Here is an 18,579-nt window from a genome sequence, read left to right as displayed (position 1 = left end):
GGCTGAGATAATGAATGCGCAGCTGTCCAATATTTATAAGCCATCGTCTCAGGACGTAGACTGGCCGCGTGGATCTGCTGAGCGACGTCGCGGCCTTCATCCGGTGTGGACGCCCCACCTCCGCCCGTGTCTCCTGGCGTGCGCCCTGGGGGGTGTCGTTCCGCGCGTCGCCCGGTTCCGCGGGGTTCCAGGTGGTGCTGCGCGGGTCCTGCTGGCTGCTCCCCGAGGAGGGCGATCCCGTTCCGCTGAGCGTGGGCGACCTGGTGTTCCTGCCGCACGGCGACTCGTTCGGGTTGGCCGACGATCCCGCGAGGCCACTGGTCGAGTCCGACTGTGGCGTGCACTCCGAGCTGTTCGCCTCGGCAGGGTTCGGCGGGGCGGGCGCCGAGACGGTCATTCTGTCCTGCGGTTACCTGCTCGACCTCGACAGGACCCACCCGATCCTGGGTTCGCTGCCCGGCGTGATCCATCTGCCCTCGACGCTCGGCAGCCATCCGGAGCTGCGGGCCGCCGTCGAGTTGCTGGCCGGAGAGATCGACAACCCCCGCCCGGGCACGGACACCGTCGTGTCGTCCCTGCTCGACATGTTGCAGTTGTACGTCCTGCGGGCCTACTTCGAGACGCAGGACGAGCCCTGCACCCTGTCCGGCTGGGCCGCCGCGCTGGCGGACCCGGCCGTCGGCCGCGCGCTCGACGCCATCCACCGCGACCCCGCCCGCCGCTGGACGGTCGAGTCCCTCGGCGCTCACGCGGGCCTGTCGCGCGCCGGCTTCGCCCGCCGTTTCACGGGACTGGTCGGGCAGCCGCCGCTGGCGTACCTGACCTGGTGGCGGCTGATGAGCGCGGCCCGCATGCTGCGTGACTCCGACGCGTCGGTGGCGGAGGTGGCCGAGCGGGTGGGGTACGGGTCGGAGTTCGCCTTCGGCAACGCCTTCAAGCGGGAGTTCGGCGTGGCGCCCGGCCGGTATCGCCGCCAGAGCGCGGTGGCCTAGCGGGAACGCGGCGGGTCGTCCGGGGCGGAAGGCGGCTGGACGCGTGCCCGCCGCCGTTGTGGGTCTCCGGTGGCCGAACGGGCGCGACGGTCATCCCGTCACCCGTCACGTCGCGCGGGTCGGGAGTATTTTCGACCCACTCCGAGCGAGTTTGAAGCTGAGATCGAAGTTTGTCGGCAAGTGCGAACGGCATCCTGATTTGAGCGGAAGTTCCGGTCCGGTTCATCGTTCGTTCCGTTTCCCTGCACAGGATCGAGGTCGCGACACCCCCCTTTCCCAGGAGAAGTCAATGCGTCCCTTGAGCACACTGACGTCCACGGCGTTGACGGTCTGCCTGCTCGGCACCGTGGCCCTACCGGCGACGGCGAAGGACCTGCCCACCGTCGAACCCCGGGTCGAGACCCCGGCCCTCTACGACGACGAGGCCGGAGGCAACGCCAACGGTGACGACCCGGCGATCTGGGTCCACCCCACCTCCCCGGCGGCGAGCGTGATCGCCGCCACCGCGAAGGAGGGCGGGCTCTACGTCTACGACCTGGACGGCAGGCAGCTCCAGCACCTGCCCGCGCCGGCCGCGCCCGGCCGGGACGACGAACCTGGCCGGTTGAACAACGTGGACGTCGTCTACGGCCACGCCTCCGCGGCGGGACGGTCGGACATCTTCGTCGCCTCCGACCGCGGCGCGGACAAACTGCGCGTCTACCGGATCGACCCCGCGAAGACCGGCAGGGACCGGCGGGTGCTCACCGACGTCACCGACCCCGCCGCGCCGTTCGTCTTCAACAAGACCCAGGCGGAGGTGAACGAGGCCGAGACCGTGTACGGCCTCGCGACCTGGAAGCGGGACTCGGGCACCTACGTCCTGGTCAGCCGCCGGCACACGACGCGGCTCGCGCTGCTGAAGCTCACCGACGCCCCGGGCGGCAAGGTCGGCTACACGAAGATCAGGACCATCGACCTGCCCTCGCGCTTCACCCTCCCGAACGGTCGGAGCTGGACTCCCTGCGACGAGCCGGGCGTGGGTCCGCAGATCGAGGGCATGGTCGTCGACGCCGGGACCGGCACGCTCTACGCGGCACAGGAGGACGTCGGCATCTGGCGCATGAACGGTGATCTCACCGGCTCACCGGTGCTGGTCGACCGCGTCCGGGAGTACGGCGTACCCGCCACCTACGACGCCGACGCCGACGAGTGCGTACCCGGGGCCGACCCCGGATTCGGCGGTCGCAACCTGACCGCGGACGCCGAGGGCCTGACCGTCTACCACGGCAAGGGCGGCAAGGGTTACCTGATCGCCTCCAGCCAGGGAGACAACACCTTCGCCGTCTACGACCGCGGCGGAAGGAACGCCTACCTCGGCTCCTTCCAGGTCGGCGAGCGCGGTCGTATCGACGGCGTGCAGGGCAGCGACGGGGCGATGGTGATCAACGTGCCTCTCGGCCGTGGGTTCCCCAAGGGCCTGTTCGTCACGCACGACGGCACCAACACCCCCGAAGCGTCGGACTCGGAGGGCGAGGTGCGGGAGAACACCAACTTCAAGTACGTGAAGTGGGACGACATCGCCCGGCGCCTCGGCCTGGACATCGACACCAAGAGCTGGAACCCGCGCCGCTGACCTGCCTTCACCCGCTCGGAGCCGTACGAGCGGCTCGTACGGCGCCGGGCGGGAACGTCGGGGCGACCCGCCGCTCCCTCCCGGCGCCGAGGCGCGTCAGGGCTTGCGACCCACCCCGACGTAGCCGATCGAGGTGTTCCGAGCACCGAACAGGGGCTCGTCGACCGGGCGCCACTCCCTGGGGAACGTCAGGCCGGGTTCGAGCAGCTCGTAGCCGTCGAAGAAGCGGGAGATCTCCGCGTGCGTGCGCAGGCTCAGCGACGCGGTGGCCCGGTTGTAGACCTCCAGAGCCTCCGGCGTGGTGTCGGGCTTGGCGTCGGTGCCGTGACTGACGACGAGATGGCTGCCCGGCGCGCTCACCTCGTGCAACCGCTCGACGATCTGGTAGGCACCCGCGCCGTCGGGGCTCTCGTCCGGGATGAAGTGCAGGATGGCGAGCAGCAGGAACGCCACGGGCTGGTCGAAATCAACGTGCTCGCGAAGCTCGGCCAGCAGCGTCTCCGGGTCACGCACGTCGGCCTGCACGACGGTGACGTTGTCGCTGTTCTCCAGGATCGCCCGGCTGTGCGCGCACACGACGCTGTCGTAGTCCACGTAGACCACGCGGGTGTCGGGTGCGATCTCGTGCGCGATCTCGTGCGTGTTGCCCCTGGTGGGAAGCCCGGAGCCCAGGTCCACGATCTGCCGGACGCCCGCCTCGACCAGGAGGCGTACGGCACGGGCGAGGAACGCCCGGTTCTCCTTCGCGGAGTCGCGTGTCTCGGGGAAGATCTTCAGAATCTGCTCGGCCGCGGCCCGGTCGGAGGCGAAGTTGTCCTTGCCGTCCAGGTAGTAGTCGTACATCCGGGCGATGTTGGGTACGTTCGGGTCAATCCCGGCCGCCCCAGCCTGCTCATCCACGGTTTCTCCAGACTCTTCCGCCTTTGTCTGGCTTTGATCTTAGAGAGGCTTTCACGTTTTGGCAGCGAGATGAGGTCATCGCCGTGGGTCTTTGGCGGAGCAGTCTCTGGTCAGCCGACCCGGTGCTTCACCCAGTCGCGGCCCGCCATGGCGGCCTGTGCGCGCGAAGCGCGAATGTGCTCGGGACCGTTGCGAGCGACAAACTCCCGGAATAGTGACCACACCGCGGCCAGCCCGGTCACCGCGGCCTCAGGTGCGGATTTCCACGAGGGGACCTGCTCGGCGGCTTGCTCGGCCTGCTCGGGCGTATGGCCGGCCAAGATGAGCCGAGGGATCAGCAGGGCGATTTCCACCCAGGCGGCACCCTGACAGGCGAGCCCCCAATCAATGAGCCGGACACCGTCTCCCTGGACGAGGAGGTTGTCCTCATGCAGGTCGGAGTGGAGGAGTGTGTCTCCGGCGATCGCAGCCCAGTCCAAGCCGGCGCGGGCAGTGCGATAGGCGGACAGTTCCCGCAGGTCGGCGGGTGGATCGGCCAGCAGCCTGTCGGCGCGGCGAGTCAGAAACTCCACGTTGTCGGTGACGGATGGCACTGCGGCGCCCGGGTTGGGGGTAAGCCTCTCGCCTAGCACGCGGACGATGTCGAGCACGTCGGGCAGGTCGGGTGAGCCTGGTGCGAAGTCAACGGCCCGTTCCACATCGACGTGCTCGAACACCAACGTGATCCACCCTGCGCAATGCCCGCTCCACAACGTACGCGGAGCGGGCACCTCTTCGGGCAGCACAGCGCCAACGAGACGCTCACGCTGGTAGAGCGGCGCGGACGGCGACCCGTCGGGGATCGCCTTGACGAACACCCGGCCGATGTGTGTGTCCAGTCGCGCGGCGAATCCGGCGGTGAGACCACCCCGCAGCGAAGTCACATGCTCGACAGGCCCGCATGTGGCCTCGACCGCGCCATGAACCTCTGCGGGAAGGTTTTCCCATTTGTATCCGATCACGCGCCGCACTGTACGCCGCTCCTGCCTTGTCGACGGGTCAGTTGCTGTCGGTGCACCCCTGGTGGCATTGGCTGCACTTGCCGGTACCACTACCGCTGCAGGTGGTGGAGTGGGCCCACAGGTCAGGGATGACGGGCAGGCCCAGTTCGCGCATGACGGTGGCGGTGGTCGCCGCGTTGGATTCCGGCGGGGCGGGGATGCCAGGAGTGTCGGGGGTGTGGTGGATGAACCGACCGGCGATCCGCTGACAGAACTCGGCGTACTCGCGGGTGTACATCAGGAAGGTGTGCCAGCCGATGTCGACGATGGCGGATGGGGCGAGCCTGGCGCCGGGACGCGCCCCGCATGCGGTCAGGAAGGAGAGTGCCTGCTCCATGATCTGCTCAGCCCGATCGGCATGGGCGGGGTGGTCGATCTTGATGCGCGCGGTCAGGTGGTCGAACAGCTCGGGAGTGATCAGGAGGCGGGTGCTGGTCGGTCGATCGGTGGTGATGGTCATCTCATGCCTTCCCAGTCGGTGGTGCCGGTTGATCCGCTCTCACCGGTGGCCGCTGTCCACTTAGGGTGAGGCATCAATCACACAGGCATGTCCCGTGGCCACTCAACGAAGTGGTACGAACTTGCGTGGTTCAGCCGAGGGCATGGATCGCGGCCGTGATCAAGGCTCGTGCTTTGACCCCGTAGACCGCATCGGATGCCAGTTCGCCGAAGCCTTTTACGTACAGGGCGATCTCGCGGGGTTGGGTAACCGTCACGCCCGCCGACAGCAGTTCCACGAACACGCGCTTGTCGTCATAGATGGAGAACGTCTCCATCGTCCACAGTTTTCGGCGCGAGGTGAACGGGATGATCCCCAGTGAAACCGACGGTAGGGACATGCCTTCCAACAGGTGACCGAGTTGCTCGGCCAGTGCGTCGTCATCCGCCACTCGGTCACGTAGCACCGACTCCTCCACCAGCATGGCGAACCGATGGTCGCCTTCACTCAGGAGGCGGCGGCGGGCCAGTCGTGTGGCCACAGCCTCGTCGATATCACCCGGAGTTCCATGGAAGTCGGCGAAGCACGACAGCACGCTATGCATGTAACCAGGCGTCTGAAGAGGCCATGGGATGAACTGCGAGCTGTAGAAGCGAAACAGCCTGGTCTGCTCGTACAGCGACACCCGCGCCTCTTGAAGCCGCTTCATACCGCCGCGCTGGAGCCGTTTCCACTCCACATACATGCTGTCCGCGTCACGAGAAGCGGCGATCAGATCGTTGACCTCGCTCTCCGCCTCGCAGATGCGGCACCAGACACGGATGTCCTCGTCGCTTGGCGGGGTTCGAGCGTGAATGAGGCGTGAGCACTTCGACTCATCCCAGCCGGCCGCCGCTGCCAGTGCCCTGGCGGTGAGGCCGGAATCGCGCAGGATCTCTCTGAGACGGTTGGCGATGACCTGACGCGCCTGCTGGGCGCTGGACGACGGAGATGTGGACACGCGTGACGGTACGTCAGGCTGGCCGATAGATCGCGTGGTCGACTCCCCGTTCCCAGACGGCCTCGAACGCCGTCAGGCAGAGTTTGATCACGGCGGGGGTGTCGCAGAACGCGTGACCGGCGGGTTCGCCGTCTCCCGAGAAGTAGGCGAACCGGATCAACCGCTCATCGAACAACCAGAAGTCGTTGCCGGGTAGGGGCAGGTCGGATGCCAGCTGCCGAGGAAGCCAGCGCACCTGCTCGCCTCCGGCGAGGTTGGCGTATGGAGTGGCCGAATGTTCGTAGCGGATGTAGTCGCTCACAGGCTCCGACACGATCCGCGCACGCCGTACGGCCACGCCCCGGGCGACCGTGCTGCTGACCAGGGTCACCCACGGGGCGTCGAAGTCGGTGCGATCGAAAGGGACACCGTCACGCCAGGCGACGAATCCCGGACTGGAGGCGCCGTAGTTATCGCGCATCTCCAGATGGAGCGCGGAACGGTGGCACTCGCCGAACAGGTCATCGAACGTCGGTTCCGCCGTCACCACATGCCTCCAGCAGCAAGTCCCTCATCCGGGCGGGAATCCTGACGATCTTCTCATTGCTCGCGATCGGACTACGGGTCTCGACCTCTGCCAGTTCGGTGGGATCGTTTACTTCCCAACCTTGGATCACGAAACTGCCGTCGTTGCCGTCCACCCAGACCGAAGGACAGCCGCCATGCTCACTTCCTGGGTCGATGCCGATGAACCGCAGCGCCACGGTGGCCTCCCGCGTAGGGGGTGTACGGATGATGCCGGTCAGAGGTGCACGCGTTTGACGCTAGGTAACGGTCTACTGGACGGGCAATGAGCTTGTGAGGACTTGCGCGCGAGCCTCCTTGTCGGAGTCATTGATCGCGATCACGACACTGACCAGGCCTGTGAGAGCGAGCAGGTTACCGCTGGTCGAATCGGCCCTTTTTCACGCCACCGATGAATGCGTGCCACTCATCGAAGGCGAATTTCAGCACGGGGCCGTTGGGATTTTTGCTGTCTCGTACGGCTCGATTGCCGCCGGGGAGGTTGGCTACCTCGACGCAGTTGTCGTTGTTGGTTCCGCTGAGGGTGCTCTTGCGCCAGGTGAGATTCGAGAGGCTCTTGTCCATTTTCGCACCTATCCCTTGAGTTGCTCCACGATCTTCGTCATGTGCCGAACCGACTCGTCCGGAGATAGAGCTAATCCCATCACATAGTCCAAAATAATGGTGTATCGCTGATATTCCAATGGCTGTTCAAGCCAGAGGCTTTCCGTCGCGGTCACGGTGTAGATGAGGCTCGGGTCGCTGGGGAAGTCAAGAATGACGAATGAGCCCTCCAGGGCTGGATGCGCGCCGGCGGAGTCGGGAACGATCCGGATGGTGATGTTTGGCCTGGCGGCCATCTCGATGAGGTGGTTGATCTGCTCACGCATCACCTCGGCGCCACCGATCGACTTGCGCAGCGCGGCCTCATCGATGAGTGCCAGCAGAGTTGGCGGGTTATCCCGGAAAAGGATCTCCTGACGCATGAGCCTCGCCTGGACGTGTCGCTCGACGAGCGTCTCATCGAGAGTTCGAGCGGCTCGCCACAGTGCTCTTACATACCCCTCCGTCTGGAGAAGACCTGGGATCAGCACAATTTCCCAGGTGCGGATGGAACTTGCACCTGCCTCAAAGTCAGGCAGGCTGCCGCGGAAGACGTCCTGGTACTTCTCCCACCAACCGCGCTGACGAGACTCCCGGGCGAGAGTGATCAATGCCTCGCGCCGGTCCTCGTCGGTGACGCCGTACAGGTCGAGCAGTAGACGAATGTCGTGGACGCTTGGGAGTCGCCACTCGTTGCGCTCCATTCTGGACACCTTTGACGCGTCCCACTCCAGCCGTCTGCCCGCCTCGGTCACCGAGAACCCGGCTTCTTTGCGGAGTTGTCGGAGCGTTTGGGAGAGTTTCCGACGTTTGACCGTGGGGCTGTTGCTCGTCATTTTGAGCCTCCTCCGTGAACTGCGGCGATGGTCCTCTGGAATAAACCAGACAATTCATCTTGATTTTATCTACGCATTGTGATCCTCGTATCGCTGTGTCAGCATGCTAATGGGTTCGAGGCTGGACGGCGAGCTCAATGTGGCAATGAGGGTTATTGTCCTAAATTTCTGCACGCGCATGTCCAGATTGCACTCTGTTTGATGATTTGCGCTACCTGCTGTCGGTCGCAGCTCCTCCGCCTGCTCCAGGTAGCCGCCAAAACGCGATTCCTTTTTCCCTGGAAGACCCGAAAAACGAGTCGAGGCCGTCACGGTGCAGCAACACCGTGACGGCCTCTTGAACCGGACGTAGGAGGTCCGATCCCATGGTCGACTTTACAAGAGCGATCAAGGTCATCCGGATGCGTTTCAGTGGTGACCGGCCGCCCGCGCCGTTGGGGTGTCGGTGGTGTGGGCACTCGCCGTACGCGCACGACGACCGGTGCCTGCCGCACCGGCAGGCGCATGCCTACGAGCGGCCGACTCCCGCGCAGTTCCGGGCGCGGCTGGCGGAGTGGTGGCGGCTGGGGTTCGCGGGGTGCCTGTCCGCCTCGGCGGAGGTGCGTCCGGCGGGGGAGGCGCGGCCGTTTCCCGGTCAGGGACGTCACACCCGGCCCGTGGAGCCGGTGGGTGCGGGGTCGTTCGCGCCGTACGGGCGAGGTCGGCCACCGGACGAGCTCGCCATGAGCGGGCGGAGACCGTACCCGGGCATGCTGCGGCAGGGAAGAGCGGCGTGAGCGGGCGGCATCGGCGGGGCGAGCCCGTCGACCAGAGAGGTCCACGGCGCTGGGACCGCGAGCAGCGGGAGGTCGCGGACCGGCTGGATCGGGCCGAGACGGGCTGGCTGGTCATGTACGGGGTGGCCGGGCGCCGGTTCTACGCGATCGCGGTGGGAGGCGAGCCGCTGGTCGTGCAGGCGGGCACGGCCGAGGAGCTGTGCGCGCTGATGCGCGAGGCGGAAGAGACCGAAGCGGAAGTTCACGAGCAGGCGGAAACCTACCGGCACGGGCAAGGAGATCTGATGGTCGCAGGCACCCCCGACGGACTCCGGACCGTCTGCTGGGACATTCCCCGTGACCCGGAGACCGTCTCCGAGGCCCGCCGGATGACGCGTGACGTCTTCACTCGTTGGGACCTGGCTCCGGAGTTCGTCGACGACGTGGTCCTGGTGGTCGGCGAGCTGGTGGCGAACGCCACGGTGTACGGGGAGGAGCCGATCCGGCTGTCGCTGTGGAGCACGGCCCGGGGAGTCTGCGTACGGGTCACCGATCACGGCTCCGAGCGGCCCCGCAGGCTCAGCCTGGGCGAGGACGCCTCGCACGGGCGAGGGCTCGCGATCGTGGAGGTGCTGGCCGACCGGTGGGGTGTGGTCCCGGTGAGGGGCGGAATCGGCAAGACGGTCTGGGCCGCCTGGGGAATCTCCCACGTGGAGTCCGACCCGTCCCACGCCGTCGACTGCGCGGGCTCGACGCCTGCCGGGGTGCGCGCGGTGGTGTCCCACAGGAGTGACCGGCTGCCCTGATGGGGGCGGAATCGGCCGCCCTCTGCGTGCTTCGGCTCGCAGATCCGGGAGATGGCGCACTGCCCGGCCTTGCCACCAGGTCGGCTTGCGCTTGAAACACCACTCAATCAGCCATCGACCATACTGCCGAACGAGGATTCCACCGCCCCACGGACGTGCCGGCAAGTATGGGAGTGATGAACCTGTCTGCGGCTACCTGAGCATCAACCAAGGAAAGGCCCCCCCTGAGTCCAACGACCTCGGCCGCGGCGGTGGGATAGCCCTTGATCCAGGAGGAATCGGGTACGGTAAATCGATCCGGCAAAGTCAAATCCGTCCCCATCCCGGTGCGGCGATGGACTTCACAAGCGACTGAAGTAGAAGCTACGGAAGATCAGGGCGGGATTGAGTCCATGCTGTTTGGCAAGAGCTCCTAGGCGTTTTTTCATGGCCATCTCAACGGCTCGGGGGGTGGTGTAGAGATCACTCACCGGGAATCTCCGGAAGGTGAGTCGTCGCTGCTGCCCGTAGTCGATCTTTGTTTAAAACGGTTAGAACTGGCTGCCTTCGTTTTCGTGGCGGGAGAGCGGTGAGCGGCGGTTCGGGAAGTTTTGTAAATCTGATGATTGGCTATTGGTGGTGATCCGAAATAGCGTGCTATTTGTTCGGCCAGTGACGAGATGGCTTGAGTCTGCACTTTGGAGAGTTGAAGGTTGGGGCGTTCGGATCCGATCCGATCCGCTCGTTCGTTTTCACTTTCAGAAAGCAGTGCGAGTGCGGAGATGAAACCTTGGGCGATGCCCTCTTGCCTGAGTCGTGCGGCTTTCTCGATGGGCATCTCCGCGCCGGACTGCTCCACCAGGTATTCCAGTAGTTGCCGTCCCGAGGCGGTGCGAGGCAGTCCATAGGAGGCCGTGAACCGTTCAACCCGTCGAGCGAGAGAATCACGGTTTGTCAGGCCGCGCCGATCGGCGTCGGCGATCACTCCGCCGATATGCGCGCCATCCACATGTGCGGTCAGTAGGTCGACCACGGTTCGCTCGGCCGTGGTGACCGGCAGTCCGTCGACCAGTACGACATCGGCCGGTTCGAAGTCGGCGCGATGTATGCGTACTCCCTGTTCGCGGGTGGTGCGGCGGCGAGGTGCCGAGATCTCCACCACCGACGTCGGGAGATCCCCGAGTTGATGGAGCTCGCAGGCCGAGGCATGGGAGATCACTCCTCCGTACGTCTCAATGCTGTGGCGTCGCCATGCCGGCTGCCTGGGCTCAAGTCGCAGCCAGGCGACCTTGATGTCCAGATGTTCAGGCTGTACCGCGCTCGTGATGAGGTAGACGCCGTGGCCGACGCTTTCCAGGAAACCGGCGTCAACCAGTCGCAGTAGATCCACAGCGCTGAGACCTGCGGTTTTGGCCTGAGCCGCTGTTACCAGACCCCACTGATCAGCAGTCAGCTCACCCACCGTCCTGAGCGCCCGATCCCGTCTCATGCAGCAAAGGTTACACCTGTGATGCAGCGATGGTTACACCCTGATGTAACCATCGCTGCATCACAGGGTAAAAATCTTCAGTGCGATCGAGGGTTGGCGTGTCGGAGGCGAAGTGGCCGAGGGGCGTCGGTCATTGGTTTCCGGGTCGGGAGGTTTCTTGGCCGGACTCGACGTACGAGACGTGCTTGATCGCCCAGCGTCGGGCGGCGGCTGAATACGTCTCACGACGCGGCCCTCTGTGATCCGGCGCAGGTGTGTTCGGAAAAACGCCGGTGAAGTGCGGAAACGTGGAGACGGGCAGTGCCGGGCGGTGCGGCTCCCCGGCGGAGGCGAGGCTTCCAGGGCAAACTGCCAGGTTGACCCCGAGTCATGAATCTAGGCGAATCACTATCACAGCGGCCATTGATTCGGTGTTGGCCGGAACGTATGTTCCTCTCAACATCCGAGTACGCCTCATGTTTAGGGGATCCTCCTATGCATGCACGCCTCCGGCGGATGACCACGGCGGCCTCCGGGCTCCTCCTGGTCCTCACGCTGGCATCCCCCCTCGTGCCCGCGGCCGCCGCCTCCACGACCTCGTCCACGACCGGCAACACGGCCGGCAACACAGCCGGAGCCGCGACCGCGGCCGTCCTCCCTCCCGACGACTACTGCCTCGGAGAGTGCGCCGACATCCTGCCTCCGGGGCAGAACGGCAACGCCACCCTCGCCGGGATCCTCGCCCACCAGGCCCTGGGCACCAAGCCGAAGCACAGCGACGACCAGCTCGGCAAGTACGCGAACCTCCTGTCCGGCTACACCGGCCTCACCAACGACCAGATCGCCGACTTCTTCAACGACGCCTCGTTCGGCGTCCCCGCCGGACAGGTGGAGAGCACCACGAGCCCCCGTTCGGACGTGACGATCGTTCGCGACAAGGCGACCGGGACCCCGCACATCACCGGGACGACCCGCGAGGGCACGATGTTCGGCGCCGGGTACGCGGGCGCGCAGGACCGCCTGTGGGTGATGGACCTGATGCGGCACGTGGGCCGCGGTGAGCTCACGCCGTTCGCCGGTGGCGCGCCGGGCAACCGGGCGCTGGAGCAGAGCGCCTGGCGCAACGCCCCCTACACCGAGGCGGACCTCCAGGCGCAGATCACCAGGCTGAGGGACTCCGGCCCCCGGGGCGCGCAGCTCTACACCGACGTGCAGCACTACATCGCCGGTGTCAACGCCTACATCGACCGCTGCATGGCGGACAGGAACTGTCCCGGCGAGTACGTACTGACCGGGCACCTCGACGCGATCACCAACGCGGGCGGCCCGGTGAAGTTCACCATGACCGACCTGGTGGCGATCTCCGGCGTGATCGGCGGGCTGTTCGGCGGTGGCGGCGGTGCGGAGATGCAGTCCGCGCTCGTGCGGGTCGCCGCCCGAGCCAAGTACGGTACGGCGGTCGGGGACCAGGTCTGGGCGGCGTTCCGCGCGCAGAACGACCCGGAGGCGACGCTCACCCTGCACAACGGCCAGAGCTTCCCGTCCGGCGCCGCGCCCGCCGGAGCCACCGGGGTCGTCCTGCCCGACCCGTCGACGGCGCCCGTGGACATCACCGCGAACGAGACCGGCTCCGCCACCTCTGCGGCGGCGACGGCGCAGAAGGGCGTGCTCGACGGCCTGCTCGTCGACAATTCCAAGCCTGGAATGTCGAACGCCGTGGTGGTCTCGGCGGCGAAGTCGGCGACCGGGAACCCGATCGCGGTGTTCGGCCCGCAGACGGGTTACTTCGCCCCCCAGCTGCTCATGCTGCAGGAGCTCTCCGGGCCGGGCATCCGCTCGCGCGGCGCCGCCTTCGCCGGGCTCAACCTCTACGTGCTGCTCGGCAGGGGCACCGACTACGCCTGGAGCGCGACCTCCAGCGGCCAGGACATCACCGACACGTACGCCCTCCAGCTCTGCGAGCCCGGCGGCGGCGCGCCCACCACCGCGTCCAACCACTACCTCTACCGGGGCGTCTGCACGGAGATGGAGACGCTGAGGAAGACCAACTCGTGGAAGCCCACCGTCGCCGACTCCACCGCCAAGGGCTCGTACGACCTCGTCATCCAGCGCACGAAGTACGGGCTGGTGAGCTGGCGCGGTACCGTCGGCGGGCAGCCCACCGCCTTCACCGCGCTGCGGTCGACGTACCAGCACGAGGTCGACTCGGCGATCGGCTTCCAGATGTTCAACGACCCGGCCCAGATGGGTGACGCGGCGGCGTTCGCGAACTCGGCCTCGACGATCGGCTTCGCGTTCAACTGGTTCTACGTCAACTCCAAGGACGCGGCGTACTTCATGTCGGGCAACACCCCGGTCAGGTCCGCGGTGTCCGACCCGAACCTGCCGATGACGGCCGACGCGGCACACGAGTGGGCGGGCTTCGACCCGGCCACCAACAGCGCGACCTACACCGCTCCCGCCACCCACCCCCAAGCGGTGAACCAGGACTACTTCGTCAGCTGGAACAACAAGCAGGCCAAGGACTACGGCGCCGCGGACGGAAACTTCAGCTTCGGGCCGATTCACCGGGCCGACCTGCTGGACGCCCCGATCAAGGCCGCCCTGTCGGGAAGCGGCAGGCTCGACCGGGCAGGCACCACGAAGATCATGGCTGAGGCCGGTGTGACCGACCTGCGCGGGAAGAGGGTCCTGCCCGACCTGCTCCGGGTGATCAACAGTGCGGCCGTGACCGACCCGGCCCTCGCCTCGGCCGTCTCCAAGCTGTCGGCCTGGACGTCGGCGGGATCTCGCAGGCTGGAGACCTCGCAGGGCGGCAAGTCCTACGCCCACGCCGACGCGATCCGCGCGTTCGACGCCTGGTGGCCCAAGCTCGTCCGCGCGCAGTTCAGGCCGGGTCTGGGTGACGGCCTCTACCAGTCGATGGTGAACGCGATCCAGATCAACGAGTCACCCTCCGGACACCAGCAGGGCGACCTGTCCACCCTGCCCACCTCGGCGAACGAGGCCCAGGCGCACAAGGGTTCGGCGTTCCAGTACGGCTGGTGGGGTTACGTGAGCAAGGACGTCAGGAGTGTGCTCGGCGATGCGGTCTCCGGACCGCTGCCCGCCAAGTACTGCGGGAACGGCACGGTGGCGGGCTGCCGCACCGTCCTGCTGGAGAGCCTGGCGGCGGCGCTCGCCGAACCCGCGGCGACGACCTACCCCGGAGACGACGTGTGCGCGGCGGGCGACCAGTGGTGCGCCGACGCCGTCGAGCAGTCTCCGCTCGGCGGGATCACGCACTCGCTGATCTCCTGGCAGAACCGGCCGACCTACCAGCAGGTCGTGTCGTTCCCCGCCCACCGGGGCGACGCGATCGACAACCTGGCGGAGGGGAGGAGCGCCTCGGCGTCGAGCACCCAGCTCTTCTACCCGGCGAGCAGGGCCGTCGACGGCGACCCGACCACCCGGTGGTCGAGCTCGTCCAGCGACAACCAGTATCTCCAGGTCGACCTCGGGTCGGCCACGACCGTGGCCAGGGCGCTGCTGCGCTGGGAGGCGGCCTACGGGGCCGCCTACTCGATCCAGACCTCGACCAACGGCTCCACCTGGACCACCGTCTACTCCACCACCACGGGAAACGGGGGCGTGGACAACGTGAGATTCACCCCGACCACCGCCCGGTACGTCCGCATGCAGGGCGTCAAGCGGGGGACGTCGTACGGTTACTCCCTCTACGAGCTGGAGGTATATCCCCGGTGACGAACACTTGACGTGAAGAGGTGACGGTCGCCGCCGGGAGGACGGCGGCGACCGTCTCAGGTCGTGGCCAGCGGGTTGGCGACCGTCACGTATCCCGCGGAACGGTCCGCCGAGCGCGCCCACCGGACCGACAGGTTGGCCTTGGCCGGTAGCGGCGCTCCCGACAGCAGCTCCGACAGCGGCCGGGGCCACCCGCGCGACGCCGCGTACTTCGCGAGGACGTCTCCCGCCACCGCCCACAGCTCCCGGGTGGACCCGGTCCCCGCGAGGGAGGCGGCGATCTCGGCGAGGTGGTTGACCATCAGGCAGTAGACCACCCGGTTCCAGCCGGAGGCCGCGTCGTAGGCGAGCGCCTCGGCGACCCGGTCGGGCACCCCGGACAGGTCGTGCCGTCCGGCGACGAGTTTCGTGCCCTCCAGGTCGCGGAAGACGGCCTCCACGGGCAGTCCGTCCGCGTCCACACCGATCAGGACGTTCTGCAGGTGGGGTTCCAGCACCACGCCGTGACTCACGTAGGCGTCGAGCACCGGCGGCGCCACGCACTCCACGTACGCCCGCCACCAGCGCACCGGATCGGCCGTCGGCACCCCGGCCATGCCCACTGACACCCCGGCGATGCCCGTCGGCACGCCGCCCGGCACCGTTCCGGTCATCGGCGGCCCGGCCACGCCCGGCACCGCTCCCGCCGCCCGCCACCGGGCGACGTCCGGCACGCCGCTTCGCACCACTTCGATGACGGGCGACCGAACCGTGTCCGGTACGCCGCTTCGCACCGCTCCGGTCACCGGCGACCGCACCGTGTCCGGCATGTCGCCCGCCACCTGCCACCCGGCGGCCAGCGCGCCGCTCAGCAGCGGGGTCACCCCCGGCCTGCACACCGACCACGGGCCGACCCGGACGATCACGCCGAGCCCTTCCAGCAGCCGGGTGCCCAGCCTCGCGGAACGGTAGCCGGGCTCGGGCAGCCAGCGGGTGCCGGGGAAGGCGGCGGCCAGGTCGAGGAAGACCGGTTCGAGGCGACGGCTCAGCTCGACCGCGCCCGCCAGCTCGTACCAGGAGTTCTTCCGCACGCAGTTGGTGATCCGCACATCCAGGCTGAACTTCAGGCACCGGTCGATCAGCGGCTCGTAGACCGTGCGGACCGACGACGTGGGAACCGCCATCCGGGTGCTTTCCCCCAGGTCGATCAGGCGGCCGTCGGCGAGTGGCGCGGCCAGGTCCGCCGCGAGCAGTTCCAGCTGCCACGGGTGCGCCGGCAGCGGCGAGTAGCCGGGCGGCGCCTGGCCGAGCCCGTCGAGCACGCCGGTGTCACCCTCCCCGGCCAGCACGTCGTCCCTCACCCCGAGCAGCCGCAACGGGAAGCTCGCGTGTGCCTCCGGCGCGTATCGCAGCCAGTCCGCGCCGCCGCGCGCCTTCGGGCTGGGATGGAACGGATGCCCGCCGACCAGTGCCTGCTCCGAGGCGAGCCACGGGTCGGTGGGCGGCGGCACCTCCTGCCGGGCCGCGACCAGTGCCGCGATGGCGTCCCTGCTCGCGGCGACCTGGGCGGCGAACTCGTCGTTGTCCTCGCCGAGCCCGGTGCCGAGCTCGGTCTCCACCAGCCGGACGAGCATGTCCACGGAGAGTGGCCGCCAGGAGCCGTCCTCCGACCACTCGGGCCGCCCCTCGAAGCGCAGCGCGAGCCCGCCGTGCGCGCGGACCCGCAGGCGAGTGCCGGCGACGCGCAGCAGCACGTACGACCCCTCGTACCCGACCTGCCCCCGGGGGCCCGCGATCTCCCTCACGCAGCAGCGCAGCAGCGCCGCCAGCGAGACGTCCTCGGCGACGGCGGTGGCGACGGCGGCGGGTGCGCCGAGGGCGAGGCTGGTCATGTCGTCCTTCGCGGGAGCTGGGGGGTTCGCGGGAGCTGGGGAGGGTGGCGGAGATAGTTCGGCCCGCTCGTGCCGTAGAACTTGTTCACGTCCCGCGCGCCGGTGCGGGCCTTGTCCACCAGGGTCCCGGCGGTGATCATCGACTTGCCGACGAGCCGGTCGGCGTCGAGGGTCCTGGCCCGCAGCAGCCGGGCCATCGGATCCTCTCCGTACTCGTCGAGCGCCTCGGTGAGCGTGTCGCGGACCAGCTCGAAGGCCCTCGGCGGGGGCAGCGCTCCGAACGTCACGGCCGCCGCGGCCAGGTGCAGGGTGATGGTCACGAACACGTCGGCGAGCGCGTGCGGGTCGTCGGTGAACATCCGCGCGTCGGTGAGGTCCGGCACCGCGAGCCCGGCGGACCGCAGCCTGTCCGGTGAGGTCAGCAGGCCGTCGTTGTCCTTGACGAGCAGCCGCAGGACACCGTCGGCCGCTGTTCCGTCACCCGCCCCCCTGACACCCGCGCCCCCGTCACCCGCGATGTCGCCCCCGGGGGCGTTCCCGCTCGCGGTCTCGGCGCCGAACACCAGCGCGAGGTTCTGCTGGTGGGCCTCCAGCGCCGTGCCGTACCTGACGAAGAGCCGCACGTGGAAGCGGAACAGCACCCGCAGGTATCGGCCGAGCAGCCGGGTGACGTCCCCGTCGAACCACCGCCCGGCGAGCTCTTCGACGACCAGGCCGCCTCCGGGCAGCGGCGCGGGCAGCGCCGCGACCGGGACGACCTCCCCGGCGGGATGACGGCGCAGCAGCCAGCCCAGGTATTCGTGCCCGGCGTGCCCGTACGTCTGCTCGTCGGCGAGAAGCACCTCGGGATCGGGCATGGCCCGCAGAAGCAACTCGGCCCGCGCCCCGTCGGCCAGCGTGTCCGGCTTGATTGACCTGCGGTTGCGCAGCCCGAGGGTGCTGGTGGTGAGCGGCAGCTTCAGGTGCGTGCCGGGGACGATCTCGACCGTCCGCATCGAGAGCGTGGGCCTGACCTCCAGGTACGCCGACGGAGCCATGATCGCCCACGGGATCTCCTCGACCGCGGGGACCGTGAGCGGGTGTACGGGGAACAGCACGTGAGTCCGCGCGAGATCCCCGGCCAGGCCGACGGCGGCGAACCCGGGCGCCACCGGGGGCTCCGTCCCGACGAGCCGCTCTCGCGGCACCGCCGCCCAGCGCAGCTCGAAGGCGGGCGCGAACTCCGGCGCGTACGCGGTCAGGTCCTCGTCGGACAGGCCGCTCCGGGACCGGGCCGTCGGGTAGACGGGGTGATCGAGGAACGCGGCGAGCGTCTCGTACCACACGCCGTCGCGCCCGTTCCCGCTCGCCGTCGTGTGCGTGAGGCCGGGACGCGTGGCGACGGCGGTGGCCGCCAGCCGGGCGAGTACGTCCTCACGGTGGGCGTCGTGAAGGTCGAGGGCGCGCAGCGCCTCGCGGCACTCGGTGACGAACGACTCCACCCCGGCGGTGTCGGCGAGAGAGGAGATCTCTCGCAGGGTGCGCAGGACCTCCTCCAGGTGAAGTGTCTCCTCCGGGGCCACCACGAAGTCCTGGAACAGCGAGCCGGGGGTCAACCGCACCCGCCTGCCCCCCGGCAGGAGCAGCGCGACACCGGTCTTGTCGCGGGTCACCCGCGCGGCCAGACCGCCGTAGTCCTCGCGCAGGAGCGCGTTCAGCACCCGGGTTGCGAGGTATCGTTCCCGTTCGCTCCCGGAACCTCCGCCGACCGCGCGGGCCTTCGCGACGCCCCGGTTCACCCGGTCGCCCGTGGATCGCCGACCCGCCGGCACCTCCGCGGGACCTCCGCGGACCACGCGATCGGTCGCGCGTTCCCGGTCCGCGTGGTCGCCCGTGCTTCCGGGGTGTACCCGGTCGTTCGCGGGGTCTCGGTCCGCGTGGTCGCTCGTGGTTCCGGGGCGCACTCGGCCGCCCACGGGGCTCCGGCTCACCCGATCGTCCACGCTGTT

Annotated in this window: 16 protein-coding genes; 5 read left to right on the top strand and 11 right to left on the bottom strand. The window is 68.1% G+C overall.

Annotation, left to right across the window (positions count from 1 at the left end; genetic code table 11):
• Window positions 1–68 precede the first annotated feature (68 nt).
• Both ABT352_RS27660 and ABT352_RS27655 read left to right on the top strand, forming a co-directional pair.
• Complete coding sequence (locus ABT352_RS27660) at window positions 69–992, top strand: AraC family transcriptional regulator (RefSeq protein WP_350947858.1); 924 nt, start codon at window positions 69–71, stop codon at window positions 990–992.
• A 289-nt stretch (window positions 993–1,281) separates the two neighbouring features.
• Window positions 1,282–2,607 carry a phytase gene (locus ABT352_RS27655; RefSeq protein WP_350947857.1) on the top strand — a complete coding sequence of 442 codons (1,326 nt, stop codon included), beginning with the start codon at window positions 1,282–1,284 and terminating at the stop codon, window positions 2,605–2,607.
• Between the two features lie 96 nt (window positions 2,608–2,703).
• Here ABT352_RS27655 and ABT352_RS27650 read toward each other — a convergent pair whose 3' ends face one another.
• The 8 genes from ABT352_RS27650 to ABT352_RS27615 form a co-directional block, all read right to left on the bottom strand.
• Window positions 2,704–3,507: an SAM-dependent methyltransferase gene (locus ABT352_RS27650; RefSeq protein WP_350947856.1), complete on the bottom strand. Its 804-nt coding sequence runs from the start codon at window positions 3,505–3,507 to the stop codon at window positions 2,704–2,706.
• Between the two features lie 110 nt (window positions 3,508–3,617).
• The gene (locus tag ABT352_RS27645; RefSeq protein WP_350947855.1) at window positions 3,618–4,508 is read right to left on the bottom strand and encodes a phosphotransferase; all 891 of its coding nucleotides are present in this window, start codon (window positions 4,506–4,508) and stop codon (window positions 3,618–3,620) included.
• 37 nt (window positions 4,509–4,545) lie between these two features.
• On the bottom strand, window positions 4,546–5,007 hold the full coding sequence (locus tag ABT352_RS27640; protein WP_350947854.1) for a glycine-rich domain-containing protein: 462 nt from the start codon (window positions 5,005–5,007) through the stop codon (window positions 4,546–4,548).
• A 130-nt stretch (window positions 5,008–5,137) separates the two neighbouring features.
• Window positions 5,138–5,986, bottom strand: coding sequence for a DUF5753 domain-containing protein (locus ABT352_RS27635; protein ID WP_350947853.1), 849 nt, complete (start codon window positions 5,984–5,986; stop codon window positions 5,138–5,140).
• 13 nt (window positions 5,987–5,999) lie between these two features.
• A complete protein-coding gene (locus tag ABT352_RS27630) occupies window positions 6,000–6,512 on the bottom strand; it encodes a DUF6879 family protein (protein ID WP_350947852.1) in 513 nt (170 codons plus the stop codon).
• Window positions 6,487–6,729: a hypothetical protein gene (locus ABT352_RS27625; protein WP_350947851.1), complete on the bottom strand. Its 243-nt coding sequence runs from the start codon at window positions 6,727–6,729 to the stop codon at window positions 6,487–6,489. The genes ABT352_RS27630 and ABT352_RS27625 overlap by 26 nt, the downstream gene beginning before the upstream one ends.
• Before the next feature lie 175 nt (window positions 6,730–6,904).
• Window positions 6,905–7,114, bottom strand: a complete 210-nt coding sequence (locus ABT352_RS27620) for a DUF397 domain-containing protein (protein ID WP_350947850.1) — start codon at window positions 7,112–7,114, stop codon at window positions 6,905–6,907.
• An 8-nt stretch (window positions 7,115–7,122) separates the two neighbouring features.
• On the bottom strand, window positions 7,123–7,968 hold the full coding sequence (locus ABT352_RS27615) for a helix-turn-helix domain-containing protein (protein WP_350947849.1): 846 nt from the start codon (window positions 7,966–7,968) through the stop codon (window positions 7,123–7,125).
• A gap of 365 nt (window positions 7,969–8,333) precedes the next feature.
• On the opposite strand from ABT352_RS27615, the gene ABT352_RS27610 reads away from it, so the two are divergent.
• The gene (locus ABT352_RS27610; protein WP_350947848.1) at window positions 8,334–8,744 is read left to right on the top strand and encodes a hypothetical protein; all 411 of its coding nucleotides are present in this window, start codon (window positions 8,334–8,336) and stop codon (window positions 8,742–8,744) included.
• Window positions 8,741–9,529 carry an ATP-binding protein gene (locus ABT352_RS27605; RefSeq protein WP_350947847.1) on the top strand — a complete coding sequence of 263 codons (789 nt, stop codon included), beginning with the start codon at window positions 8,741–8,743 and terminating at the stop codon, window positions 9,527–9,529. The genes ABT352_RS27610 and ABT352_RS27605 overlap by 4 nt, the downstream gene beginning before the upstream one ends.
• A gap of 466 nt (window positions 9,530–9,995) precedes the next feature.
• On the opposite strand, the gene ABT352_RS27600 is transcribed toward ABT352_RS27605, so the two are convergent.
• A complete protein-coding gene (locus ABT352_RS27600) occupies window positions 9,996–10,970 on the bottom strand; it encodes a type IV toxin-antitoxin system AbiEi family antitoxin domain-containing protein (RefSeq protein ID WP_350947846.1) in 975 nt (324 codons plus the stop codon).
• A gap of 501 nt (window positions 10,971–11,471) precedes the next feature.
• Here ABT352_RS27600 and ABT352_RS27595 point away from each other — a divergent pair.
• Window positions 11,472–14,720, top strand: coding sequence for a penicillin acylase family protein (locus ABT352_RS27595; RefSeq protein ID WP_350947845.1), 3,249 nt, complete (start codon window positions 11,472–11,474; stop codon window positions 14,718–14,720).
• 56 nt (window positions 14,721–14,776) lie between these two features.
• On the opposite strand, the gene ABT352_RS27590 is transcribed toward ABT352_RS27595, so the two are convergent.
• Together ABT352_RS27590 and ABT352_RS27585 are read right to left on the bottom strand one after the other, a co-directional pair.
• Window positions 14,777–16,591 carry an IucA/IucC family protein gene (locus ABT352_RS27590; protein WP_350947844.1) on the bottom strand — a complete coding sequence of 605 codons (1,815 nt, stop codon included), beginning with the start codon at window positions 16,589–16,591 and terminating at the stop codon, window positions 14,777–14,779.
• Window positions 16,588–18,369, bottom strand: a complete 1,782-nt coding sequence (locus ABT352_RS27585) for an IucA/IucC family protein (protein ID WP_350947843.1) — start codon at window positions 18,367–18,369, stop codon at window positions 16,588–16,590. Before ABT352_RS27585 ends, ABT352_RS27590 begins: the two co-directional genes overlap by 4 nt.
• Window positions 18,370–18,579: the final 210 nt, after the last annotated feature.

Source organism: Streptosporangium sp. NPDC000563 (assembly GCF_040299985.1).
GTDB lineage: Bacteria > Actinomycetota > Actinomycetes > Streptosporangiales > Streptosporangiaceae > Streptosporangium.
This window is presented reverse-complemented; position numbering and strand designations above follow the sequence as displayed.